The organism is Actinomyces urogenitalis DSM 15434 (genome assembly GCF_000159035.1).
Lineage (GTDB): Bacteria > Actinomycetota > Actinomycetes > Actinomycetales > Actinomycetaceae > Actinomyces > Actinomyces urogenitalis.
Genome location: NZ_DS999574.1, coordinates 1101632 through 1120676, shown reverse-complemented (window position 1 = coordinate 1120676; position 19045 = coordinate 1101632). Strand labels below are relative to the sequence as shown.

Genomic DNA, 19045 nt, shown 5'->3' with positions numbered 1-19045 from the left:
CTGGGGCGCTGTGGCCCCGCAGGCCAAGCAGTGACAGGATGCGGCTATGAACGACACCCAGAGCACCTCGACCTCCGCCCAAGAGGAGCCCCAGTCCCTCGCCCAGCGTGGCAACAACCGCTCACGTCAGCCCGCCAACCAGGCCTTCCGCGACTTCATCGGCTCAGGTTGGGGCCCGCGTCCGGCCGAGCTTCCGGCTCGCAGCGAGGCTGAGCCGTGGGCGGCCAAGCGCCAGGCGGCGCTGGGAGCGAAGTTCATCGGCGAGCGCCTGGTCATCCCAGCCGGTCCGCTCAAGACCCGCAACAACGACTGCGACTACCGCTTCCGCCCGCACTCGGCCTTCGCCCACCTGGCTGGCACCGGCACGGACTTCGAGCCCGACGCCGTCTTAGTCCTGGACCCGCTGACCGCGCCCGGTCAGGCCCCGGCTGCCGGCGAGCCCACCCACGAGGCTGTCATCTACTTCCGCCCCCGCGCCTCGCGCTCCAGCGAGGAGTTCTACGCCAACCCGCGTTACGGCGAGCTGTGGGTGGGGGTGCGTCCCTCGATCGAGGAGGTCGAGGCCGTCACCGGTATCCGCGCCGCCCACATTGACACCCTCGGTGACGCCCTGGCCAAGGACGCCGGCGTCGACGGGGTCCAGCTGCGCGTGGTCGCTGAGGCTGACGCCGCGGTCACGGCCCTGGTCAACCAGGTCCGTCAGGCGGCGGGCCTGGCCGCCGGCCAGGAGGCCACGCAGATCGACGACGCCCTGGCCGAGGCCACAAGCGAGCTGCGCATCGTCAAGGACGCTTGGGAGGTCGCCGAGCTCCAGAAGGCCGTGGACGTGACCAAGGAGGGCTTCGACGACCTCATTCGCTCGATCCCCCGTGCCACCGGTCACTGGCGCGGTGAGCGCGTGCTGGAGGGTGCCTTCGGCGCCAAGGCGCGCGAGGAGGGCAACGGTCTGGGGTACGAGACCATCGCGGCCGCGGGCAACCACGCCAACACCCTGCACTGGATCGGCAACGACGGCGCCGTGCGCCCCGGCGAGCTGGTCCTCGTGGACGCTGGTGTGGAGGTCGACTCCCTCTACACCGCAGACGTCACCCGCACCATCCCGGTCGACGGCCACTTCACCGAGCCTCAGCGCCGCGTCTACGAGGCTGTTCTGGCTGCCGCTGACGCCGCCTTCGCCCGCGCGAACGAGCCCGGCTGCCGCTTCCGCGACGTCCACACCGCGGCGATGGAGGTCATCGCGGCCAAGATCGCCCAGTGGGGCCTGCTGCCCGAGGGCGTGAGCGCCGAAGACACCCTGTCCACTGACGGCCAGTACCACCGTCGGTGGATGGTCCACGGCACCAGCCACCACCTGGGTCTGGACGTTCACGACTGCGCCCAGGCGCGTCGCGAGATGTCGATGGACGCCGAGCTGGCCCCTGGCATGGTCTTCACCATTGAGCCGGGCCTGTACTTCCGCGCCGATGACCTGCTGGTGCCTGAGGAGCTGCGCGGCATCGGCGTGCGTATCGAGGACGACGTCGTCGTGCGTGAGGACGGCACCGTGGAGTATCTGACGGCGGGGGTCCCGCGGACCGCGGACGAGGTCGAGGCCTGGGTCAGCGGTCTTATCGCTGACTGAGATCGCGTCAGTCGCTGGCGAGAACGCGCCTGTGGCGTGTTCTCATCTCTTTGCCCCGCCGATAGTGTAGTGCCATGACGACGACGCACGAGCACGATCACGCCCAGGGTGCCGGTCCTACCCGCCTGGCTGTCGCGTTGGCCCTGACGTCCACGGTGCTTCTGGGTGAGGTCGTCGTCGGCTGGCTCAGCGGCTCCCTGTCGCTTCTGGCCGACGCCGGGCACATGGCCACCGACTCAGCCGGCCTGGTCGTGGCCTTGCTCGCCGCCCACCTGGCCTCCCGCCCTTCCACGGACCGCTCGACCTGGGGCATGAGGCGCAGCGAGGTCATCGGCGCAGCCCTCCAGGCAGGCATGCTCAGCCTGGTCGGGGTCACCGTGGCGGTCCGCGCCGTGCTCAACCTCGTGCGGCCCGAGACGATCCACGCCGATGGCATGCTCGTCATGGGGGTCATCGGGCTGGCGGCGAACCTAGCCAGCCTCCTCGTGCTCTCAGGTGGGCACGCCGCCAGCCTCAACATGCGCGCTGCCATCCTTGAGGTCACCGGTGACGCGCTCGGGTCCCTCGGGGTCATCGTGGCCGGGTTCGTCATCCGCCTGACCGGCTGGGTCCAGGCTGACGCCGTCGCCTCCCTCCTCATCGCCGCCCTCATCGTCCCGCGCGCGGGGGCTCTCCTGCGTGCCGCGGGCCGGGTCCTCATGGACTTCACTCCCACCGAGCTCGACCTGGCTGAGGTCCGCCGTCACCTGGGCGAGCTTCCCGAGGTCCTGGCCGTCCACGACCTGCACGCCTGGCGGGTCTCCAGCGACCTTCCGGTCCTCTCCGCCCACGTGGTGGTCAAGGACGCCTGTCTGGACGCCGGACGCTACGAGGAGCTCCTCGATGCCCTCCAGCAGTGCGTGGCCGAGCACTTCCCCGTGCGCATCACCCACGCGACCTTCCAGATCGAGCCAGCTGGTCACAGCGAGCACGAGGCCGAGTGCTGCTAGGTCACCCGGCGGCAACCACCAGGAGGTCAGTCCTCCATGAAACGGCGGGCGTAAGACAGCGCGCCCGCCAGCGCCTGGCGACGCTCCGCCTCGCTCATCCCACGGGTGTTGACCTCCACCACCACCTGGCCACCGCGCTCAGCGAAGCCGGTGCGGGTGAGGTAGCGCAGCAGCCCGGCGCAGTCCTGGTTCCCCTGGCCAGGCAGGAGGTGGTCGTCGCGGAAGCCGGGCAGGCCGTCAGTCAGGTGCAGGTGGCGCAGCGTCGGCCCTAGCGAGCGGGCCATCGCCAGCGCGTCACAGCCGGCGGTCGCCGCGTGCGAGACGTCAAGGGTCACCGAGCGGTACCCCTGCCCCACCGGGTCCCAGGTGGGTGAGTAGGCCTGGAAGTCCCGGCTGGAGTGCGGGTCGCGCGGCCTCCAGGTGAACATGTTCTCCACCGCGTAGAAGACGCCACCGGCCTGCTCACGATCCTGGATGCCACGCACGAAGGAGCGGGCGTAGCGCGTCTGCCAGAAGAAGGGTGGATGAAGCACGACCGTCGGTGCGCCCAGCGCCATGGCCAGCTCGGCCGAGCGATCGATCTTGCGCCACGGGTCCACGCCGAACACCGAGCGGGTCAGGAGCAGGGTCGGAGCGTGGACCGCCAGCACGGGCTGGCCGTAGCGCTGTGCCAACTCGGCCAGGACCTGCGGGTCCTGGGTCGAGCGCTCGGACCAGACCATGACCTCGACGCCGTCGTAGCCCAGCTCGGCGGCCAGGCGAAACGTGTTCTCCGCCTTGCCCAGCGGGCACGAGGCCGTCGACAGCCCGACCGGGGTCCTCACGCCAGTCTCCCTCGTCCCTAGCCGTACGGGCGCTCAGGCGTCCTGGTCCGTCGACGGCGTCGAGGACGGCGCGGCAGGCTCGGCAGGAGACTGTCCGTGGACCTGCTCCGCCGAGCTCACGCGCACCCCGAAGCGAGGCTGCTCGTCCGGGCGCGAGCCGAAGGCGGTCGGGGCGCCGTCGCGGGCGGCCTGGCGAGCCGCACGGCGCTCCTCGGCGCGTCTGGCCGCCTCGCCACCACGAGTGAGGTTGCCCGGCAGGCCGGACAGCGCACGAGCAGCGTCCGTGATGTGCTCGGCGGCGATGATGGAGTAGCGCGAGGCGATGACGGCGCTGGTGGAGGTGAAGTCACGGCGTCCGCGGGTCATCGCGTACCCGACGACCTGGAAGAGGGTCCCCCACAGCACACCCATGACCACCGCCGAGGCGATCAGCGCCGCGCCTCCCATCTGGCTGGGGCCCACCAGCGCCAGCAGCGCACCGAAGAACAGCCCGAGCCACAGGCCCGAGGCCGCCCCGGAGATGATGGCCCTGCCCCAGCTCATCCGACCGGTGATGTTCTCCACCTGGCGCAGGTCGGTGCCGACGATCGCCAGGTGCTCGACGGGAAAGCCCTCGTCGCTGAGCATGTCGACGGCGTGCTGGGCCTCGGGGTAGGTCGCGAAGGAGGCCACCTCCTGCCCAGGAGGCATGGTCCGGCCGTGAGACGCGCCGGACAAGTGTGGGCTCGCGCTTCCAATGGGCTGACTCATGAGTGTATGGTCCCACGCCTGGCCCCGGCAGGCAGCGGTCAACGGGACGTTCACGCTGCTGGCGCATACTCTGTGCTCGTGGAGAACACGATGGCACGCGCAAGCTCACGCTCCAGCACCACGAGGGTCTACGTCGCCCGGCTGGTGGGCACCACCGTCTTCGACCCCCTGGGGGACGCGGTGGGCAAGGTGCATGACGTCGTCGTCCTCATCCGTCTGCGCGGGGAGCCCCGAGCGGTCGGTTTCGTCATCGACGTCTCCGGGCGCCGCCGGGTCTTCCTGCCCCTGTCCCGTGTCACGGCGATCGAGCCCGGCGCCGTCATCACCACCGGGCTGGTCAACATCCGCCGCTTCTCCCAGCGCAAGGTCGAGACGCTCGTGGTCGGCGAGCTGCTGGACCGCGTGGTGACGCTGCGTGACGGCACCGGCAAGGTCACGATCCGCGACGTCGCCATCGAGAGGGACCGTAACAAGGACTGGAAGGTCACGCGCCTGTTCGTCCAGCGAGGCTCCTCCGGACCGCTGGGCCTGCGCCGCGGTGAGACGCTCACCCTGCGTCCCGAGGACGTCACAGGGCTGGCAGGATCAGTGGACCAGCAGGGCGCTACGGCGCTGCTGGCCACGATGGAGGACCTCAAGCCGGCCGACCTCGCCGACGTCCTGTCCGACCTGCCCCTGGCCCGTCAGGTGGAGGTGGCGGCCGAGCTGGAGGACGAGCGGCTGGCTGACGCCGTCGAGGAGCTCAGTGACGACGACGCCGTCGCCCTCATCTCCGCCCTGGAGGTCTCGCGCGCCGCGGACGTGCTCGACGCCATGCAGCCTGATGACGCTGCCGACCTCATGGCTGAGCTGCCTGCCCCCCAGGCCACCGTGCTCCTGGACCTCATGGAGCCCGAGGAGGCCGAGGACGTGCGGCGGCTGATGACCTATGACGAGTACACCGCCGGTGGCCTGATGACCACCGAGCCCATCATCCTGCCTCCGGAGGCGAGCGTGGCGCAGTTCCTCGCCCACGCCCGCAAGGCGGAGATCCCCCCGGCGCTAGCGACGGTGGCCTTCGTATGCCGTCCGCCGCTGGAGACTCCCACCGGTCAGTTCCTGGGCATGGTCCACCTCCAGCGCGCACTGCGCGAGCGGCCCCAGCGCCTGGTGGGCTCGATCCTCGACCAGGACCTGGACAAGGTCCATCCTGAGGACTCCATCGGTACCGTGACCCGTCTGCTGGCCACCTACAACCTCACGGCCCTGCCCGTGCTAGACGACGCCGGACGCCTGCTCGGCGCTGTCTCCGTGGACGACGTGCTTGACCACCTCATGCCCGATGACTGGCGCGAGGCCGATGACGACGTCACCGACGAGATGATTGAGAGGAGCGCCAATGCCTGAGCCTCTTGACCAGCCGCTGCCCAAGGGCCGTGCCCGGTGGATGCGGTGGACTAATCCTGCCCGCGGCTCAGCCTCGCGCTCGGACACCTCGGGCCGCGTGGCTGAGGCCATCGCTCGGTTCTCCGGCACCCCGACCTTCCTCATCTGGCTGACCGTCTTCGTGGCGGTGTGGATGATCTGGAACGCCTACGGCCCAGAGTCCCTGCGCTTCGACAAGGCCGAGCTCGGTTTCACGGCACTGACCCTCATGCTCTCGCTCCAGGCGTCCTACTCCGCGCCCCTGATCCTGCTGGCCCAGAACCGGCAGGACGACCGCGACCGCGTCACCGCCGAGCAGGACCGTCAGCGCAGCGAGTCCAACCTCCAGGACACCGAGTTCCTCACACGCGAGATCGCCTCGCTGCGCCTGGCGATGAACGACGTCGCCACGCGTGACTTCGTGCGTGGGGAGCTGCGCGACATGCTCGAGGAGATCCTGGCCGAGGAGCGCCGTGGCCGCGAGGAGATCGTCGCCGAGGTCACCGAGGTGGTCGAGGAGCTCAGCGACGAGGAGCGCGAGCACGATCACCCGTGAGGCCCACGCCGGGACCGGGGCACCGTGCCTGGGACCGGGCTAGGGGGCAGGCCGCGCAGCTCAGCGCCGGAGGGCCGGCAGGGCCTCAGCGCCCTGCGTTCGCCACGACCTCCAGGGCCTGGCGGACGGTGTCGGCGTACAGCTGCCCGCCCTCGGCCCCGGGGTGGACCTGGTCCTGAGCGAGCAGGTCCAGGTGCGGGGCGATCGCGGCGTTCCAGTCAGCGACGGCCACCTGATCGCTGTGTGCGGCGGCGAATTCCTGGATGGCCTGGTTGGCACCCGGGATCCAGGTGGTGCGGGCCGGCCCGTAGCCGGTGACCAGCACCAGGCGCCGCTCGGTGCCGAGGTAGGACAGGACGTCGTCGAGCTGCTCAGTGCTCACTGTCCCGTTGGTTGCCAGGGCGACGACGACGTAGGGGCGCGGGCCGTACTGCGCGTCCATCTCCTGCACCGTGGTCACGGCCGCGTAGAAGGAGCGCGAGACCTTCGCGTCGATGGCGATGCCGGGAAGCACGGCCTCCAGACCGGGAGCCGAGGCCAGGGTGACGGAGTCTCCGACGACCTCGACCTGGTCTCCGCTCACCTCGGCGGCCGGCGTGGGGCTCGCCGTCGGCGAGGGCGCAGCCGAGGGTGAGGCGGAGGCCTGGGAGGAGGCCAGCGCGCGAGCACCGGTGGCGATGGCCTCCTCGGCGCTGGAGTGGCGGGGCTGGGCGGCGAAGGCGAGAGCGACCAGCAGAGCCAGACAGGTCACGACGCCGGACATCGCCAGCACCGAGCGCGGGCCGGCATGAGCCGCACCGCGCAGCCAGCCCTTGAGCCCCTTGAGGCGGATCGGGGTCTCGACGTAGCGGTAGGACAGCTCGGCGACGCCGAGGGTCAGGGCCATGACGGCTCCTGTCACCAGGCGCGGGTCGGTCGAGGGCGGCATGGAGTAGAAGGCCAGGACCCAGATGGGCCAGTGCCACAGGTACAAGCCGTAGGAGCGCTGTCCCAGCCAGGTCATGGGCCGCAGGTCCAGCACCGCCGTCAGCCAGCGGGCCGGGCCGGGACGCTGGCTGACCTCCGCGGTGACGGCCTGGATTACCGCCAGCGCGCACAGCGAGGCTCCCACCAGCCACAACGTGGAGGCCGGCGGCCAGGCACCGGCCTGGCTGGAGTCACTGGCGAGGTAGGCGCAGGCCAGCAGCCCGATGAGGCCGAGCCAGCCCAGCGATCCTCGCAGGAGTCGCTCACGCACTCCCACGCTCATGGCCCGGCACGCCTCGGCGTCGGTCGCCTGCCCGTGCCACAGCGCCAGCCCCGCGCCGAGCATGAGGCCGAAGGCGTGGGTATCGGTGCCCATGTACACCCGGGAGGCCGAGGCGCCAGCCAGCGAGGCGATGACGGCCACGGCCGCCGAGGTCGCTGACAGGGCCAGGCACAGCCAGGCGCCGCGGCGCGTGCGCTCACGGCCCGTGCCCTTGCGCAGGACGGCGATGATGACGAAGGGCCACAGCAGGTAGAACTGCTCCTCCACCGCCAGCGACCAGACATTGGTCAGCAGCAGCGGCTGGGTAAGGTCAAAGTAGGACGAGCCTGCCGCGATCTCGACCCAGTTGTAGACCAGGGTCGCCGCCCCGAGGACCTGACGGCGCACACCCAGCAGCACGTCACCTCCCAGGAAGGCCGCGAGCGAGACCACGACGACGACCGCGATGAGCAGGGCGGGCACGATCCTGCGCAGGCGTCGTACCCAGAAACGGCGTAGGTCGATGGCGCCGGTAGCGCGGTGCTGGCTGACCAGGAGGCTGGTGATGAGGAAGCCGGAGATGACGAAGAAGGCGTCGACCCCGACCATGCCGCCGGGCAGGAGCCCGGGGACGAGGTGGTAGACGAGCACGAGGACCACGGCGACGGCCCTGAGCCCGTCGAGTCCTGCCACACGCGTGCCGGCACGCCCCTGGGCAGCGGCTGAGGCCGGCTCCCCGCAGTGGGGTGCCGGCTGAGGGTGGAGGAAGCGGGACATGTGCGGGTCTCTCTGGGGGTCGTGGTCCCGGGGTCGGGATGCCTTCAGCCTAGGCAGGATCTGCGCCGCTGCTGTGGCACGACAGGGTGATACACGCGCTACGTGCTCCTCACCACGATCAGCACCCGTCCCCTCCTACATAGGATGGGACGCATGTCGACCATCCCTACACAGGACCAGGTGCGCCAGGCGCTCGGACGCGTCATCGACCCTGAGATCCGTCAGCCCATCACCGACCTCGGCATGGTGGAGTCCATCGAGATCAGTGACGCCGGCGTCGTCACCGTCAGCGTCCTGCTGACCGTGGCCGGCTGCCCGCTCAAGGACACCATCACCGCTGACACCCGCAAGGAGGTCGGTGCGCTGGAGGGCGTCACCGACGTCCAGGTGCGTATGGGCGTGATGAATGACGAGCAGCGGGCCGCCCTGCGCAGCCACCTGCGCGGCGGCGCGGCCGAGCCCGAGATCCCCTTCTCCAAGCCCGGCAACCTCACCCGCGTCTACGCCGTGACCTCCGGCAAGGGCGGGGTCGGTAAGTCCTCCGTGACGGCCAACCTGGCTGCCGCCATGGCCGCCCAGGGCCTGAGCGTGGGCGTGGTGGACGCCGATATCTACGGCTTCTCGATCCCGCGCATGCTGGGTGTGGACCAGGTTCCCACCCAGCTGGACGGCATGATCGTCCCGCCGGTGGCGCACGACGTGAAGGTCATCTCGATCGGCATGTTCGTCGAGGACAAGCAGCCGGTGGTCTGGCGCGGTCCCATGCTGCACCGAGCCGTCCAGCAGTTCCTCTCCGACGTCTTCTGGGGCGACCTGGACGTGCTGCTGCTCGACCTTCCCCCCGGGACCGGTGATGTGACCATCTCGGTGGCCCAGCTCCTGCCCAACGCCGAGATCCTCGTGGTGACCACGCCGCAGACCGCTGCCGCCGAGGTGGCCGAGCGCACAGGTCTCATCGCTACCCAGACCAAGCAGAAGGTCGTCGGCGTCATCGAGAACATGTCCTACATGCCCCAGCCCGACGGCTCGCGCCTGGAGGTCTTCGGATCTGGTGGCGGCCAGGCCGTCAGCCAGTCGCTGTCCCAGACCCTGGGCTACGAGGTGCCGCTCCTGGCCCAGCTTCCGCTGGACATCAAGCTGCGTGAGGGCTCGGACGTGGGCGTGCCGGCCACGATCGGCCAGGACGGCAAGCCTGCCGCCGACGCCCCGGCAGCGCTGGAGCTGACGAAGGTGGCCCAGCAGCTGGGCCACAAGCAGCGTGGACTGTCAGGTATGAAGCTCGGTATCAGCCCCGTGGGCTGAGCGGCGGCTGACCAGGTACGGGGAGGGGCCGACCACGATGGTGGTCGGCCCCTCCCCGTACCTGCGAGCCGGGCTCTGTGCGCACGCAACGACTACGGCGAGCCTTCTCGACCCGTCTCATCGGCTCACTCGACGACGGCGGTGGCCGCCTCCCGGCGCGTGCGCGCGGCGGCGTTGGCAGCACGCACGATCTCACGCGGAGACAGCGGACGCGCTGGAGAAGCGGTGTTCTCGACCGCGAGGGTCGAGGGGATCTCGGCCAGCCCGGAGACGCCGTCCGCAACGTCCGTCATGGCGTCGCCCATCTCCGTCACCGCCTCGGTCACGGTGTCGACGGCGTCGGTGAGCAGCTCACGGCGGCTGGTCTCCTCAGCCGGATCCGGCTCTGCAGCCTCGTCGGCCTGCTCGGACTCGTCCGGTTCCTGCTGCTCCTGCGCCTGGTCAGCAGGTTCAGGAGCCTGTTGCGGATCCAGCCCCTCCCCTGGTTCCTCGACGTCGTCAGCGGTTGTCGTCCCTGCATCCGCAGGCTCCGGCTCCCCGGCCGTCTCCGGCTCGGTCTCGTCCTGGTCGTCGGCTGAGGCCGCGGCCGCCGCCTCGCGCTCGGCCGCCCCGGCGTCTGGCGTCGCCGCCTCCTCTGCCTCCGGGGCGCTCTGCTCGCCAGCGTCAGCAGGTGCCTGGTCACCGTCGAGGTCGTCCTGCTGGCTGTCAGTCTGCGTCCCAGGCTGCGGGGAAGGCTGGGCGCCGGCCTTGCTCTCCTCCTTGGCCTTGCGGGTCTGCTCTGCCTTGTCCTCGATCATCTGGGACAGGGACTTGCCCGACCGCGACTGGGCGTCCTGGGACAGGGCGGCAGCGGCGTCGTCGGAGGTCTTCTTGGCGGTGGACAGGACCGACTCGAAGGGGCTGGTCAGGTCCTTGCGGATCGCGTCCAGGTCCTCGCCCAGCGCGTCACGCACGATCTTGCGCGGGTCGTAGTTGCGCGGGTCCAGGTCCTTGAGGTTGAGGTCCCCGAGCTCAGGACCCACCTCTTCAGCGATCTGCTCCTTGGCGTTGTCAATGAACAGCCGCAGCTGACGAACAAGCTGGGTGAGCTTGCGCGTGTACTCAGGCAGCCGCTGAGGCCCCACCACGATCACAATGACGAGCAGGATGACAAAGAACTCGCCGCCGGAGATGCCAAACACGGTTGCCAGTATATGGAGCAGGAGGCACCCGGGCCGCATCGTCCGCCGTGGGCGTCCTGCGCCATCGCCAGGACCTGGAACAATAGGGCACGTGCACGCCCTGCCCCGGGGCACGACTGACGCAGGAAGAGGACGCCGATGGGTGCCGACAAGACGCTGAGCTGGTCCTACACCGAGGAGTTTCCCCTCGAGGACGAGCTGACGACCCAGGCGCGCCTGCGTGGCCTGGAGCTGGGCACCTCGCCCGTCTCGCCGGCCACGGGTGCGACTCTGCGGATGCTGGCCGCCTCAGTGGCAGCACGATCGGTCGCGGAGATCGGCACCGGCACCGGCACCTCCGGTCTGTGGCTGCTGGCCGGCATGGGACCTGACGGCGTGCTGACGACGATCGACGTCGAGCCAGAGCTCCAGCGGGAGGCTCGCCGAGCCTTTGACGCTGCCGGATACGCCAGCTCGCGTACGCGCATCATCCAGGGACGAGCCTCCGACGTCATGCCTCGCATGGCACCGCGCTCCTACGACATGGTTGTCCTGGACGTCGGCCCGCAGGAGGCGGCCGCGTTGGCGACCCAGGCGTTGAGGATGCTGCGCGTGGGCGGGGTCCTGGCCGTCACCCGTGCCCTGTGGAATGACCACGTGGCTGACCCGGCCCGGCGTGATGCTGCCACGGTCGCCGCACGCGAGCTGGGCAAGGCGCTGCGTGAGGAGGAGGCGCTGCTGACGAGCCTGCTCCCAGTGGGCGACGGGCTGCTGGTGGCCGTGCGCCGCGCCTAGGAGGCACAGCAAAGGGGCCGGATCCTTGCGGACCCGGCCCCACCGCCGTCGGCTCCGTTGGGAGCCACAACGCGTCAGATCTTGACTGAGCTGAGAGCCTCCTGGAGCTCACGGATCTCATCAGGCGAAATCTCAACGACGAGACGGCCACCGCCCTCCAGCGGGACCCGCATGATGATGGAGCGCCCCTCCTTGACAACCTCGAGGGGACCGTCACCGGTCCTGGGCTTCATGGCAGCCATGTGCTCCCCTTTCACGTGTACACACGCGGATCCTCACCGCGCGACCCCGTTTATTGTACGACATGGGGCCTTAAGCAACCTTTAAAAGGTGGCCAAATCCACTCAGGGTCGGCTACTGTGCGCCCCGCTGCAGACTCGTGCGTCAGGCCTCGTCCGCCAGCCCGGCCTCCCCCGCGCGCACGCGCCGGGCAGCACCCACGACATAGTCCACGGCCTCCTCGGCGGTGTCCGCGAGGTGGAAGAGACCGGGGTCGTCTGCGGAGATGACCCCCTCGGTCACGAGGGTCCCACGCAGCCAGTCCACGAGCCCGGACCAGAACTGCCGGCCCACCAGGACCACGGGGAACTCCTTGACCTTGCGGGTCTGGACCAGGGTGAGGGCCTCGAAGAGCTCGTCCATGGTCCCGAAGCCGCCTGGCATCACCACGAAGCCGTCGGAGTACTTGACGAACATGGTCTTGCGGGCGAAGAAGTACCGGAAGTTCACTCCCAGGTCCACGTAGTCGTTCATTCCCTGCTCGTGCGGCAGCTCGATGCCCAGGCCCACGGACACCCCGCCAGCCTCATGAGCGCCCTTGTTGGCAGCCTCCATGACGCCAGGTCCGCCGCCGGTGATGACGGCGTAGCCGGCCCGCGCGATCCCGGCTCCCACCTGCTCAGCCAGGGCGTAGGCCGGCGCCTGCGGAGAGGTCCGGGCCGAGCCGAAGACGCTGATAGCCGGCCCGAGCTCGGCCAGGGCCCCGAAGCCCTCGACGAACTCAGCCTGGATGCGCATGACCCGCCAGGGGTCCTTGTGCAGCCAGTCAGTGTCATCGCGGCTGGACAGCAGGCGCGCGTCCGTGGTCTGGGAGGGGATCTGGGTGCCGCGCAGCAGCACCGGGCCCTTGCGGTAGGACTCTCTCTTGCTCATGCCCATGATCCTGCCTCACCCGCTGGTGCTCTGGCGGGCCGCCACACCTGAGCGGCTGGCGAACACTCGGTGAACGCTGCCGGCTGCCAGCCGCGGCGGCGCGGGCTGTGAGCGTCGGGATCAGGAGAGCCAGTCGCGCACGGTCGCGGCGACGTCGTCGAGCTGGGAGACCGGGCAGTGCTCGTCGTCGGTGTGGCAGAGCATGGGGTCCCCCGGCCCCAGGTTGACCGCAGGCACCCCGGCGGCGCTGAAGCGGGCGACGTCGGTCCACCCGAGCTTGGGGCCGACCGCTCCCCCGCGGGCGCGGACGAGACCCGCCAGCTCACCGACCAGCGGGGAGGTCAAGCCGGGGCGTGCGGCCTCGCACAGGTCGTCCACCGTGACGGCGACGGCCCCGGTGCCCACGTCGATCACCGGCCACGTCTCACCTGCCCCGACCTCACCGTCGTCGGCGCTGTGGGCGGCCAGGATCCTCAGCGCCCGACCCAGCGCCTGCTGGGCGCTCAGGTCCGGGGCGAAGCGGTAGTTGACCGTCACCCGGCAGGCGGGCGGGACGGTATTCGTGGCCGTGCCGCCCTCGATGAGGACGACGCTGAAGGACTCCCGGTAGGTCAGCCCCTCGACCTCGACCTGGCGAACCGGCGCGGTCTCGACCCGGCGTACCAGCTCGGCGGCGGCGTGGATCGCGTTGGCTCCGTGCCATGCCCTGGCGGAGTGGGCAGCGCGGCCGGGCACGTCCAGGACCAGGCGCAGCGTGCCGTTGCAGCCGCCCTCGATCCCTCCGGCCGTCGGCTCGCCCAGGACCGCGAAGTCCGCCTCGAACCAGTCTGGGTGCGCCACCATTGCCCTGCCCAGGCCGGAGCGCTCGGCGGCGACCTCCTCCTGGTCGTAAAGCACCCAGGTCACATCGTGACGTGGGGCGGTCAGCATGGCGGCCAGGTGGAGGATGACGGCGACGCCGCCCTTCATGTCGACGGCGCCGCGCCCCCACACCACCTGCTGGCCGTCGCGTTCCTCCAGGCGACCGGGCAGGTTCGAGCTCACCTCGGAGACCGGGACGGTGTCGAGGTGGCCGGCGACGACGACGCGGTGGGGCCGCCCCAGGTGGGTACGGGCGACGACGGTGTTGCCGTGGCGCACCACCTCCAGGTGGGAGCAGGCGGCGAGCGCGGCCTCGACCGCGTCAGCCAGGGTCTCTTCCGTGCCCGAGACGCTGGGCACGTTGACCAGGCCGAGGGCGAGCTCTGCCAGGCAGCCCTCCAGGGCAGGCAGGCGCGGGCTGCGGGAGGCGGGAGGACGGACGGTCGAGCTCATGTGGGAACGATAGGCGCAGCGATAGGGGCACACCATGAGTGACAGCTCGCGGATCCTGCGTGAGGACGACCCCGAGCACGCTGTGCTCCTCGCCCAGGGGTGGACGGTGACGCATCGCTCCTGGGGTGCCAGGCTGGTCCTGGCCGGGGACGCGGACCTGGGACCGATGGTCGAGGCAGCTGCGGCGGCCCAGGCGGCCGGCTATGAGCTCCGCCGCCTGGTCGGCACGGACATGATCGCGCTGCGGTCCCTGGACGAACAAGTAGCGCCGGACTTTCCTGACACCCCAGCCTCCCACCACGATCCTGTGCCCACTGACCTTGGCACCCGGCTGGATGATGGCAGCAGCCTGGGGTTCGTCGCCGTCGACACCGAGGGTGAGATGGTCGCTTACACCTGGATGGGCCGCCTGCCGGACCGCTGGGAGGTCGACCGCACGGGTGTCGCGGCGGCCCACCGACGTCGTGGGCTGGCTCGTGCGGTCAAGGCCGCCTCAATCCTGGCTACCTACGCCCTGGGCGCCCGGTGCTGGGGCACCGGAGGAGCAGGTGTCAACACCGCGTCCCTGACGATGAACCGGTCGCTGGGCTTCGTCCTGGAGCCGCAGTGGCACACGCTGGCACCTCCGGGGTACCCCGAAGCGCCGCTCAGCGCACGTGCAGCTGGCGGGCGGCCTCAGTGATCGTGCCTGACAGCGAGGGGTAGACGCTGAAGGCGTTCATCACCTGCTCCACGGTCAGGCGGTGGGTCACGGCAAGGGTCACTGCGAGGACCTGCTCGCTGGCAGCCCGGCCCACGATGACCCCACCCAGCACCTCCCCGCTGCGACGCTGGGAGAAGAGCTTGACAAAGCCCTCGCTGACTCCGGCCATCTTGGCCCGGGGGTTGCGTGCCAGGGGGACGGTGGTGGACACGGCGTCGTAGGCCTTGACCTCTGCCTCCCCGATGCCGATCGAGGCGATCTCCGGCATCGTGAAGACGGCCTGCGCTACGGTGCCAACCTCCAGCGGGGACACGGCGTCGCCCAGAGCGTGACGCATGGCGATCCTGCCCTGCATGGCTGCGACGGAGGCCAGCGGCAGGACGCCGGTGCAGTCCCCGGCGGCGTAGACCCGGTAGGCAGTGGTCCGCGAGACCCGATCGACCTTGATATGACCGGAGTCGGTGAGCTCAACTCCCGCCTCGGCCAGGCCGAGCTCCGCCGTGGCCGGAACAGCGCCCACAGCCATGAGGCAGTGCGAGCCGACCACGACACGACCATCAGCCAGCTCGACCTCCACGGACTCATCGGCTGGCGCACCGTCGTCCGCGATGACGCGCGCGGCAACCGCGCGTGCGCCGGACAGCACGCGCATGCCGCGAGCGCGGAAGCGCCCCTCCACCAGCTCGGCGGCGTCGGCATCCACGGTAGGCAGGACGCGCTCGCGGCTGGAGACCAGCGTGACGCGGCTGCCTAGCGCCAGGTAGGCCCCGGCGAACTCGGCCCCAGTCACGCCTGAGCCGACGACGATGAGGTGCTCGGGCAGCCCATCGAGGTCGTAGAGCTGGGTCCAGGTGAGGATCCTGCGTCCGTCCGGTTCGGCGCTGGACAGGCGTCGGGGTCGGGCACCGGTGGCGACCAGGATGATGTCAGCGGCGAGGTCCTGCGGCACGTCGCAACCGACCGGCGCACCGGTGCACTGCTCCCCGGCTCCCAGCCACGGTCCGGGCGCAGGGCGCACGTGCACGGTCCGCGTGCCGATGGCGTCCAGGCTCCCCAGGCGGGCGCGGCCGTGGATGACCTCAATACCCTTCTGGGCCATGCGCACCGTCAGGTCATGGGACTGCTCACTGGCCAGGCGCCGAACGCGGGCGTTGAGCGCCGCCATCTCAGGTGCGTGCTCCTGGCGCGGCTCCTGCCCGTCGGCGAGGGATCCTGCCAGGGACTCCGCGGCGGCAACAAGGGTCTTGGAAGGGACGACGTCGGTCAGGACGGCCGAGCCACCCAGGCCCCGATCCTCGACCAACCACACCTGGGCCCCGAGCTGGGCGGCCACCAAGGCGGCCTCGTAGCCCGCTGGCCCGCCTCCGATGATGACGACGCGCTGACCGCGTCGGACCGGTGAGACGTCGTCGGGACGGGCAGAGGTAGCAGCGTTGCTCACCCCTCCATGATGCCCGAGCCTTTAGTCCCAGGAGCCAGTTCGGAGGACTGACCTTCCACCACCGCCCTGACAGGACGCTCGGGCAGGCCCCCGCCGGGAGCGAGATCTGTTGTGTCTGGCGCCACGCATGACAGCCATCACGAAGCACACGGAAAAGACCGTCAGAACGGTAGCGTCACCTGTCATGAGTCAGTCTCCCGCGGGCTCCTCCCTCCCGCTTCTCGACACCGATGCCGTCACCGCCTGGATCAACGAGGACCCGGACGAGACCACGCGAGAGGAGCTGCGCTCCTTGCTCACCCGCCATGAGGCCGGGGACGCCGAGGCGACGGCGGAGCTCGCTGACGCCTTCTCCGGCACCCTCCAGTTCGGCACCGCCGGACTGCGCGGGAAGCTGGGCGGCGGGCCTGCCCGGATGAACCGGGTCGTGGTCATCCGGGCTGCTGCTGGCCTGGCTGCCTACCTGCGTGAACAGCTGGGCGAGGGGTTCACCGTCGTCATCGGCTACGACGCCCGCCACTTGTCGGACGTCTTTGCCCGCGATACCGCCAGCGTGGTCACCGGCGCCGGCGGGCGCGCCATCCTCTTCGACCGCTCCTGCCCCACCCCGGCTCTCGCCTTCGCGCTGCGCGACCTGGGCTACGACGCCGGCGTCATGGTGACGGCTTCCCACAACCCACCGCAGGACAACGGTTACAAGGTCTACCTGGGCGGACGCGCCGTGACGGACGCCGGCCAGGGAGCTCAGATCGTCCCGCCCTACGACGCTGAGATCGCGGCCAAGATCGCCGCCGTCGGCCCGCTATCCGAGGTAGCGATGCCGGACTCGGGCTGGGACACGATCGGTGAGGAGACGCTGGCCGAGTACACCCAGACGGCGTCCCGTGCCGCCAGGATGGGTGCCGCCGCGCCGTTGAAGATCGTGCTGACCGCGATGCACGGGGTGGGTGGACAGATCTGCCGCGAGGCGCTGGAGCAGGCGGGCTTTGACGACATCGTCGTGGTGCCCGAGCAGTTCGAGCCAGACCCCGACTTCCCCACCGTCACCTTCCCCAACCCGGAGGAGCCTGGCGCGCTGGACCTGTCCCTTGCCCTGGCCCGTGAGGTGGGTGCGGACCTGGTCCTGGCCAATGACCCTGACGCGGACCGTTGCTCGGCCGCGATCCCGGACGAGCACGCGCCCGGCGGCTGGCGCCAGCTCACTGGTGACGAGGTCGGTTCCGTCCTGGGCGAGCAGGCCGCTGAGCTGGCCGCCTTCGCCGGCACCGGGATCCTGGCGAACTCGATCGTCTCCTCGCGCCTGCTGCGCAGGATCGCCCAGGCCCACGGGCTCGGGCACCGCAACGCCTTGACCGGCTTTAAGTGGATCAGCCGCGTGCCCGGGCTCGTTTTTGGCTACGAGGAGGCCCTCGGTTACTGCGTGGACCCCGAGCACGTGCGTGACAAGGACGGGATCTCGGCCTCGGTCCGTCTGGCTGTGCTGGCCTCGGTGCTCAAGCAGCAGGGACGCACCATCACGGACCTGCTCGACCGCCTGGCCCGCGAGCACGGTCTGTACGCCACGAGCCCGCTGAGCGTGCGTGTGGAGGACCTGTCCTTCATTACCGACGCGATGGAGCGGCTGCGGGCGGGTGGGGCACCGGCCAAGCTAGCTGGGTCCCCGGTGGTGGACGTCTTCGACCTGCTCGACGGCGCCTCGGACGGCAACGGGGGCCAGCTGCCCCCCACCAACGGCCTCATCTTCAAGACCGCGGCGGACGACCGGGTGGTGGTGCGCCCCTCGGGCACCGAGCCCAAGCTCAAGTGCTACTGCGAGGTCGTCATTCCGGTGGATGTCGATGAGCCGGTGGAGGTCGCCCGGCGCACCGCCGCCGATCGCCTGGAGGCCATCAAGGCAGACCTGCGTGGGGTCCTCGGAATCTGACCCGTCCCGGGTGGATGTCCGACGGCGCCGCTCACCACCATCGGTGAGCGGCGCCGTCGTCGCTTCGCGCCTCAGGCGCGGTGCAGGCGCGCCGGGTCGTAGACGAGATTGAAGAAGCCTCCGTCGCGGCGCGCCCCGGTCTGCTCGTCGAAGGCCCGAGCCACCAGGGCGTGGTGGCCGAGGAACTCGAAAGGAACCTCGTCGCTGTGCCCGGCCAGGACCTCGTCACACAGCCTGCTCGCCTCGCCCAGAATGGTCACTGGGACGTCAATGACGCCGTGGGTGATCAAGACGCGGTCGTAGCGCCCGCGCGTCCGCTCATCGAGCGTGACGACGTTGTCCCGGTACTCCTCGACGCTGACTGAGTTGTGGTCAAACAGGAAGGTGCGCTGGTTGCAGCCGTCGCCGAGGACCAGGACGCGCTCGTCGACGATGAGGAAGGCGGTCATGCCTGGTGTGTGCCCGGGAAAGTGGAGCGCCTGAACCTGGAGGTCACCGGCGTCGAAGATCTCACCGTCATTCATCGCCCGGACGTTGACCGGGAAGGGCGGGACGAAGTCTCCGTCCTCCAGCATCTGCACCCTCTCACCCAGCCCCATGGCGATGTACTCGCGGCGCACCTCCAGACCCGCCATCTCGCGATAGACGGGCAGGTCCAGAATGTTGAGGTGGACCTCGTCAAACTCTCCGGCTCCCATAGCATGATCGACGTGCCCGTGCGTGAGCAGGACGGTCAGGGGCTTGTCAGTCAGTGACTCCACGAGCGCACGCAGCCCGCGCACCCCGACCCCGGTGTCAATCAGGATGGCCCTGTCCCTGCCCCGGACCAGGTAGAGAATCTCTCCCGTCAGCGACCGGATCGCCGTGACCCGCTCGGTCACCGGCTCAGCGGTGTAATAGCTCAGCATGCTGCTCCCCTGTCCTCACCCTCAACCAGGTCTGAAGCCGCCTTTGCTGCAACAGCCTCGTCCCTGTGTCCCGCAGCATCGCCGCCCGCGGGTGAGGGATATGCCCTTTTGAGGTAACACGAGTGACTGATACGTGACAGTAGCACGTATTATCTACGCGGCCGATCCCCACCTCGGCTGCCGCATAATGGCCCGAG

At 70.1% G+C, this 19045-nt stretch carries 17 protein-coding genes; 8 read left to right on the top strand and 9 right to left on the bottom strand.

Annotated elements, in window-relative coordinates; genetic code table 11:
• The first annotated feature begins 46 nt into the window (after positions 1-46).
• Both HMPREF0058_RS04830 and HMPREF0058_RS04825 read left to right on the top strand, forming a co-directional pair.
• The gene (locus tag HMPREF0058_RS04830) at positions 47-1621 is read left to right on the top strand and encodes an aminopeptidase P family protein (RefSeq protein WP_006548589.1); all 1575 of its coding nucleotides are present in this window, start codon (positions 47-49) and stop codon (positions 1619-1621) included.
• 74 nt (positions 1622-1695) lie between these two features.
• Positions 1696-2610, top strand: a complete 915-nt coding sequence (locus tag HMPREF0058_RS04825) for a cation diffusion facilitator family transporter (RefSeq protein ID WP_006548588.1) — start codon at positions 1696-1698, stop codon at positions 2608-2610.
• A 26-nt stretch (positions 2611-2636) separates the two neighbouring features.
• On the opposite strand, the gene HMPREF0058_RS04820 is transcribed toward HMPREF0058_RS04825, so the two are convergent.
• Together HMPREF0058_RS04820 and HMPREF0058_RS04815 are read right to left on the bottom strand one after the other, a co-directional pair.
• A complete protein-coding gene (locus HMPREF0058_RS04820; RefSeq protein WP_006548587.1) occupies positions 2637-3434 on the bottom strand; it encodes a sugar phosphate isomerase/epimerase family protein in 798 nt (265 codons plus the stop codon).
• Between the two features lie 33 nt (positions 3435-3467).
• The gene (locus HMPREF0058_RS04815) at positions 3468-4184 is read right to left on the bottom strand and encodes a YflT domain-containing protein (protein ID WP_141560464.1); all 717 of its coding nucleotides are present in this window, start codon (positions 4182-4184) and stop codon (positions 3468-3470) included.
• Positions 4185-4262: 78 nt separating this feature from the next.
• On the opposite strand from HMPREF0058_RS04815, the gene HMPREF0058_RS04810 reads away from it, so the two are divergent.
• Together HMPREF0058_RS04810 and HMPREF0058_RS04805 are read left to right on the top strand one after the other, a co-directional pair.
• On the top strand, positions 4263-5570 hold the full coding sequence (locus HMPREF0058_RS04810; RefSeq protein WP_081449183.1) for a magnesium transporter MgtE N-terminal domain-containing protein: 1308 nt from the start codon (positions 4263-4265) through the stop codon (positions 5568-5570).
• Positions 5563-6144, top strand: coding sequence for a DUF1003 domain-containing protein (locus HMPREF0058_RS04805; protein ID WP_006548584.1), 582 nt, complete (start codon positions 5563-5565; stop codon positions 6142-6144). Before HMPREF0058_RS04810 ends, HMPREF0058_RS04805 begins: the two co-directional genes overlap by 8 nt.
• Positions 6145-6229: 85 nt before the next feature.
• Here HMPREF0058_RS04805 and HMPREF0058_RS04800 read toward each other — a convergent pair whose 3' ends face one another.
• Positions 6230-8149, bottom strand: a complete 1920-nt coding sequence (locus HMPREF0058_RS04800; RefSeq protein WP_006548583.1) for an acyltransferase family protein — start codon at positions 8147-8149, stop codon at positions 6230-6232.
• Between the two features lie 153 nt (positions 8150-8302).
• Between HMPREF0058_RS04800 and HMPREF0058_RS04795 the strand changes: the two genes are divergently transcribed.
• Positions 8303-9451, top strand: coding sequence for a P-loop NTPase (locus HMPREF0058_RS04795; protein ID WP_006548582.1), 1149 nt, complete (start codon positions 8303-8305; stop codon positions 9449-9451).
• 125 nt (positions 9452-9576) lie between these two features.
• Here HMPREF0058_RS04795 and HMPREF0058_RS04790 read toward each other — a convergent pair whose 3' ends face one another.
• A complete protein-coding gene (locus HMPREF0058_RS04790) occupies positions 9577-10632 on the bottom strand; it encodes a twin-arginine translocase TatA/TatE family subunit (protein WP_040319528.1) in 1056 nt (351 codons plus the stop codon).
• A 138-nt stretch (positions 10633-10770) separates the two neighbouring features.
• On the opposite strand from HMPREF0058_RS04790, the gene HMPREF0058_RS04785 reads away from it, so the two are divergent.
• Positions 10771-11406 carry an O-methyltransferase gene (locus tag HMPREF0058_RS04785; protein WP_006548580.1) on the top strand — a complete coding sequence of 212 codons (636 nt, stop codon included), beginning with the start codon at positions 10771-10773 and terminating at the stop codon, positions 11404-11406.
• Between the two features lie 74 nt (positions 11407-11480).
• On the opposite strand, the gene HMPREF0058_RS12025 is transcribed toward HMPREF0058_RS04785, so the two are convergent.
• The 3 genes from HMPREF0058_RS12025 to dapE all read right to left on the bottom strand — a co-directional run bounded on the left by HMPREF0058_RS12025 (position 11481) and on the right by dapE (position 13872).
• Positions 11481-11648 carry a DUF3117 domain-containing protein gene (locus HMPREF0058_RS12025; protein ID WP_006548579.1) on the bottom strand — a complete coding sequence of 56 codons (168 nt, stop codon included), beginning with the start codon at positions 11646-11648 and terminating at the stop codon, positions 11481-11483.
• 142 nt (positions 11649-11790) lie between these two features.
• Positions 11791-12558 carry an LOG family protein gene (locus HMPREF0058_RS04780; RefSeq protein WP_040319527.1) on the bottom strand — a complete coding sequence of 256 codons (768 nt, stop codon included), beginning with the start codon at positions 12556-12558 and terminating at the stop codon, positions 11791-11793.
• 120 nt (positions 12559-12678) lie between these two features.
• Entirely contained in the window at positions 12679-13872 is a 1194-nt protein-coding gene (gene dapE / locus HMPREF0058_RS04775) for a succinyl-diaminopimelate desuccinylase (RefSeq protein ID WP_006548577.1), read from the bottom strand.
• Between the two features lie 34 nt (positions 13873-13906).
• Between dapE and HMPREF0058_RS04770 the strand changes: the two genes are divergently transcribed.
• Positions 13907-14554 (top strand): GNAT family N-acetyltransferase, encoded by a 648-nt coding sequence (locus HMPREF0058_RS04770; RefSeq protein ID WP_006548576.1) that lies wholly within the window; start codon positions 13907-13909, stop codon positions 14552-14554.
• On the opposite strand, the gene HMPREF0058_RS04765 is transcribed toward HMPREF0058_RS04770, so the two are convergent.
• Entirely contained in the window at positions 14520-16016 is a 1497-nt protein-coding gene (locus HMPREF0058_RS04765) for an NAD(P)H-quinone dehydrogenase (protein WP_141560463.1), read from the bottom strand. The genes HMPREF0058_RS04770 and HMPREF0058_RS04765 overlap by 35 nt on opposite strands.
• A gap of 184 nt (positions 16017-16200) precedes the next feature.
• Here HMPREF0058_RS04765 and HMPREF0058_RS04760 point away from each other — a divergent pair, with 184 nt between their 5' ends.
• Positions 16201-17940 carry a phospho-sugar mutase gene (locus tag HMPREF0058_RS04760; RefSeq protein WP_040319526.1) on the top strand — a complete coding sequence of 580 codons (1740 nt, stop codon included), beginning with the start codon at positions 16201-16203 and terminating at the stop codon, positions 17938-17940.
• Between the two features lie 71 nt (positions 17941-18011).
• Here the strand turns inward: HMPREF0058_RS04760 and HMPREF0058_RS04755 are convergent, their stop codons facing one another.
• Positions 18012-18848, bottom strand: a complete 837-nt coding sequence (locus tag HMPREF0058_RS04755; RefSeq protein ID WP_006548573.1) for an MBL fold metallo-hydrolase — start codon at positions 18846-18848, stop codon at positions 18012-18014.
• Positions 18849-19045 lie beyond the last annotated feature (197 nt).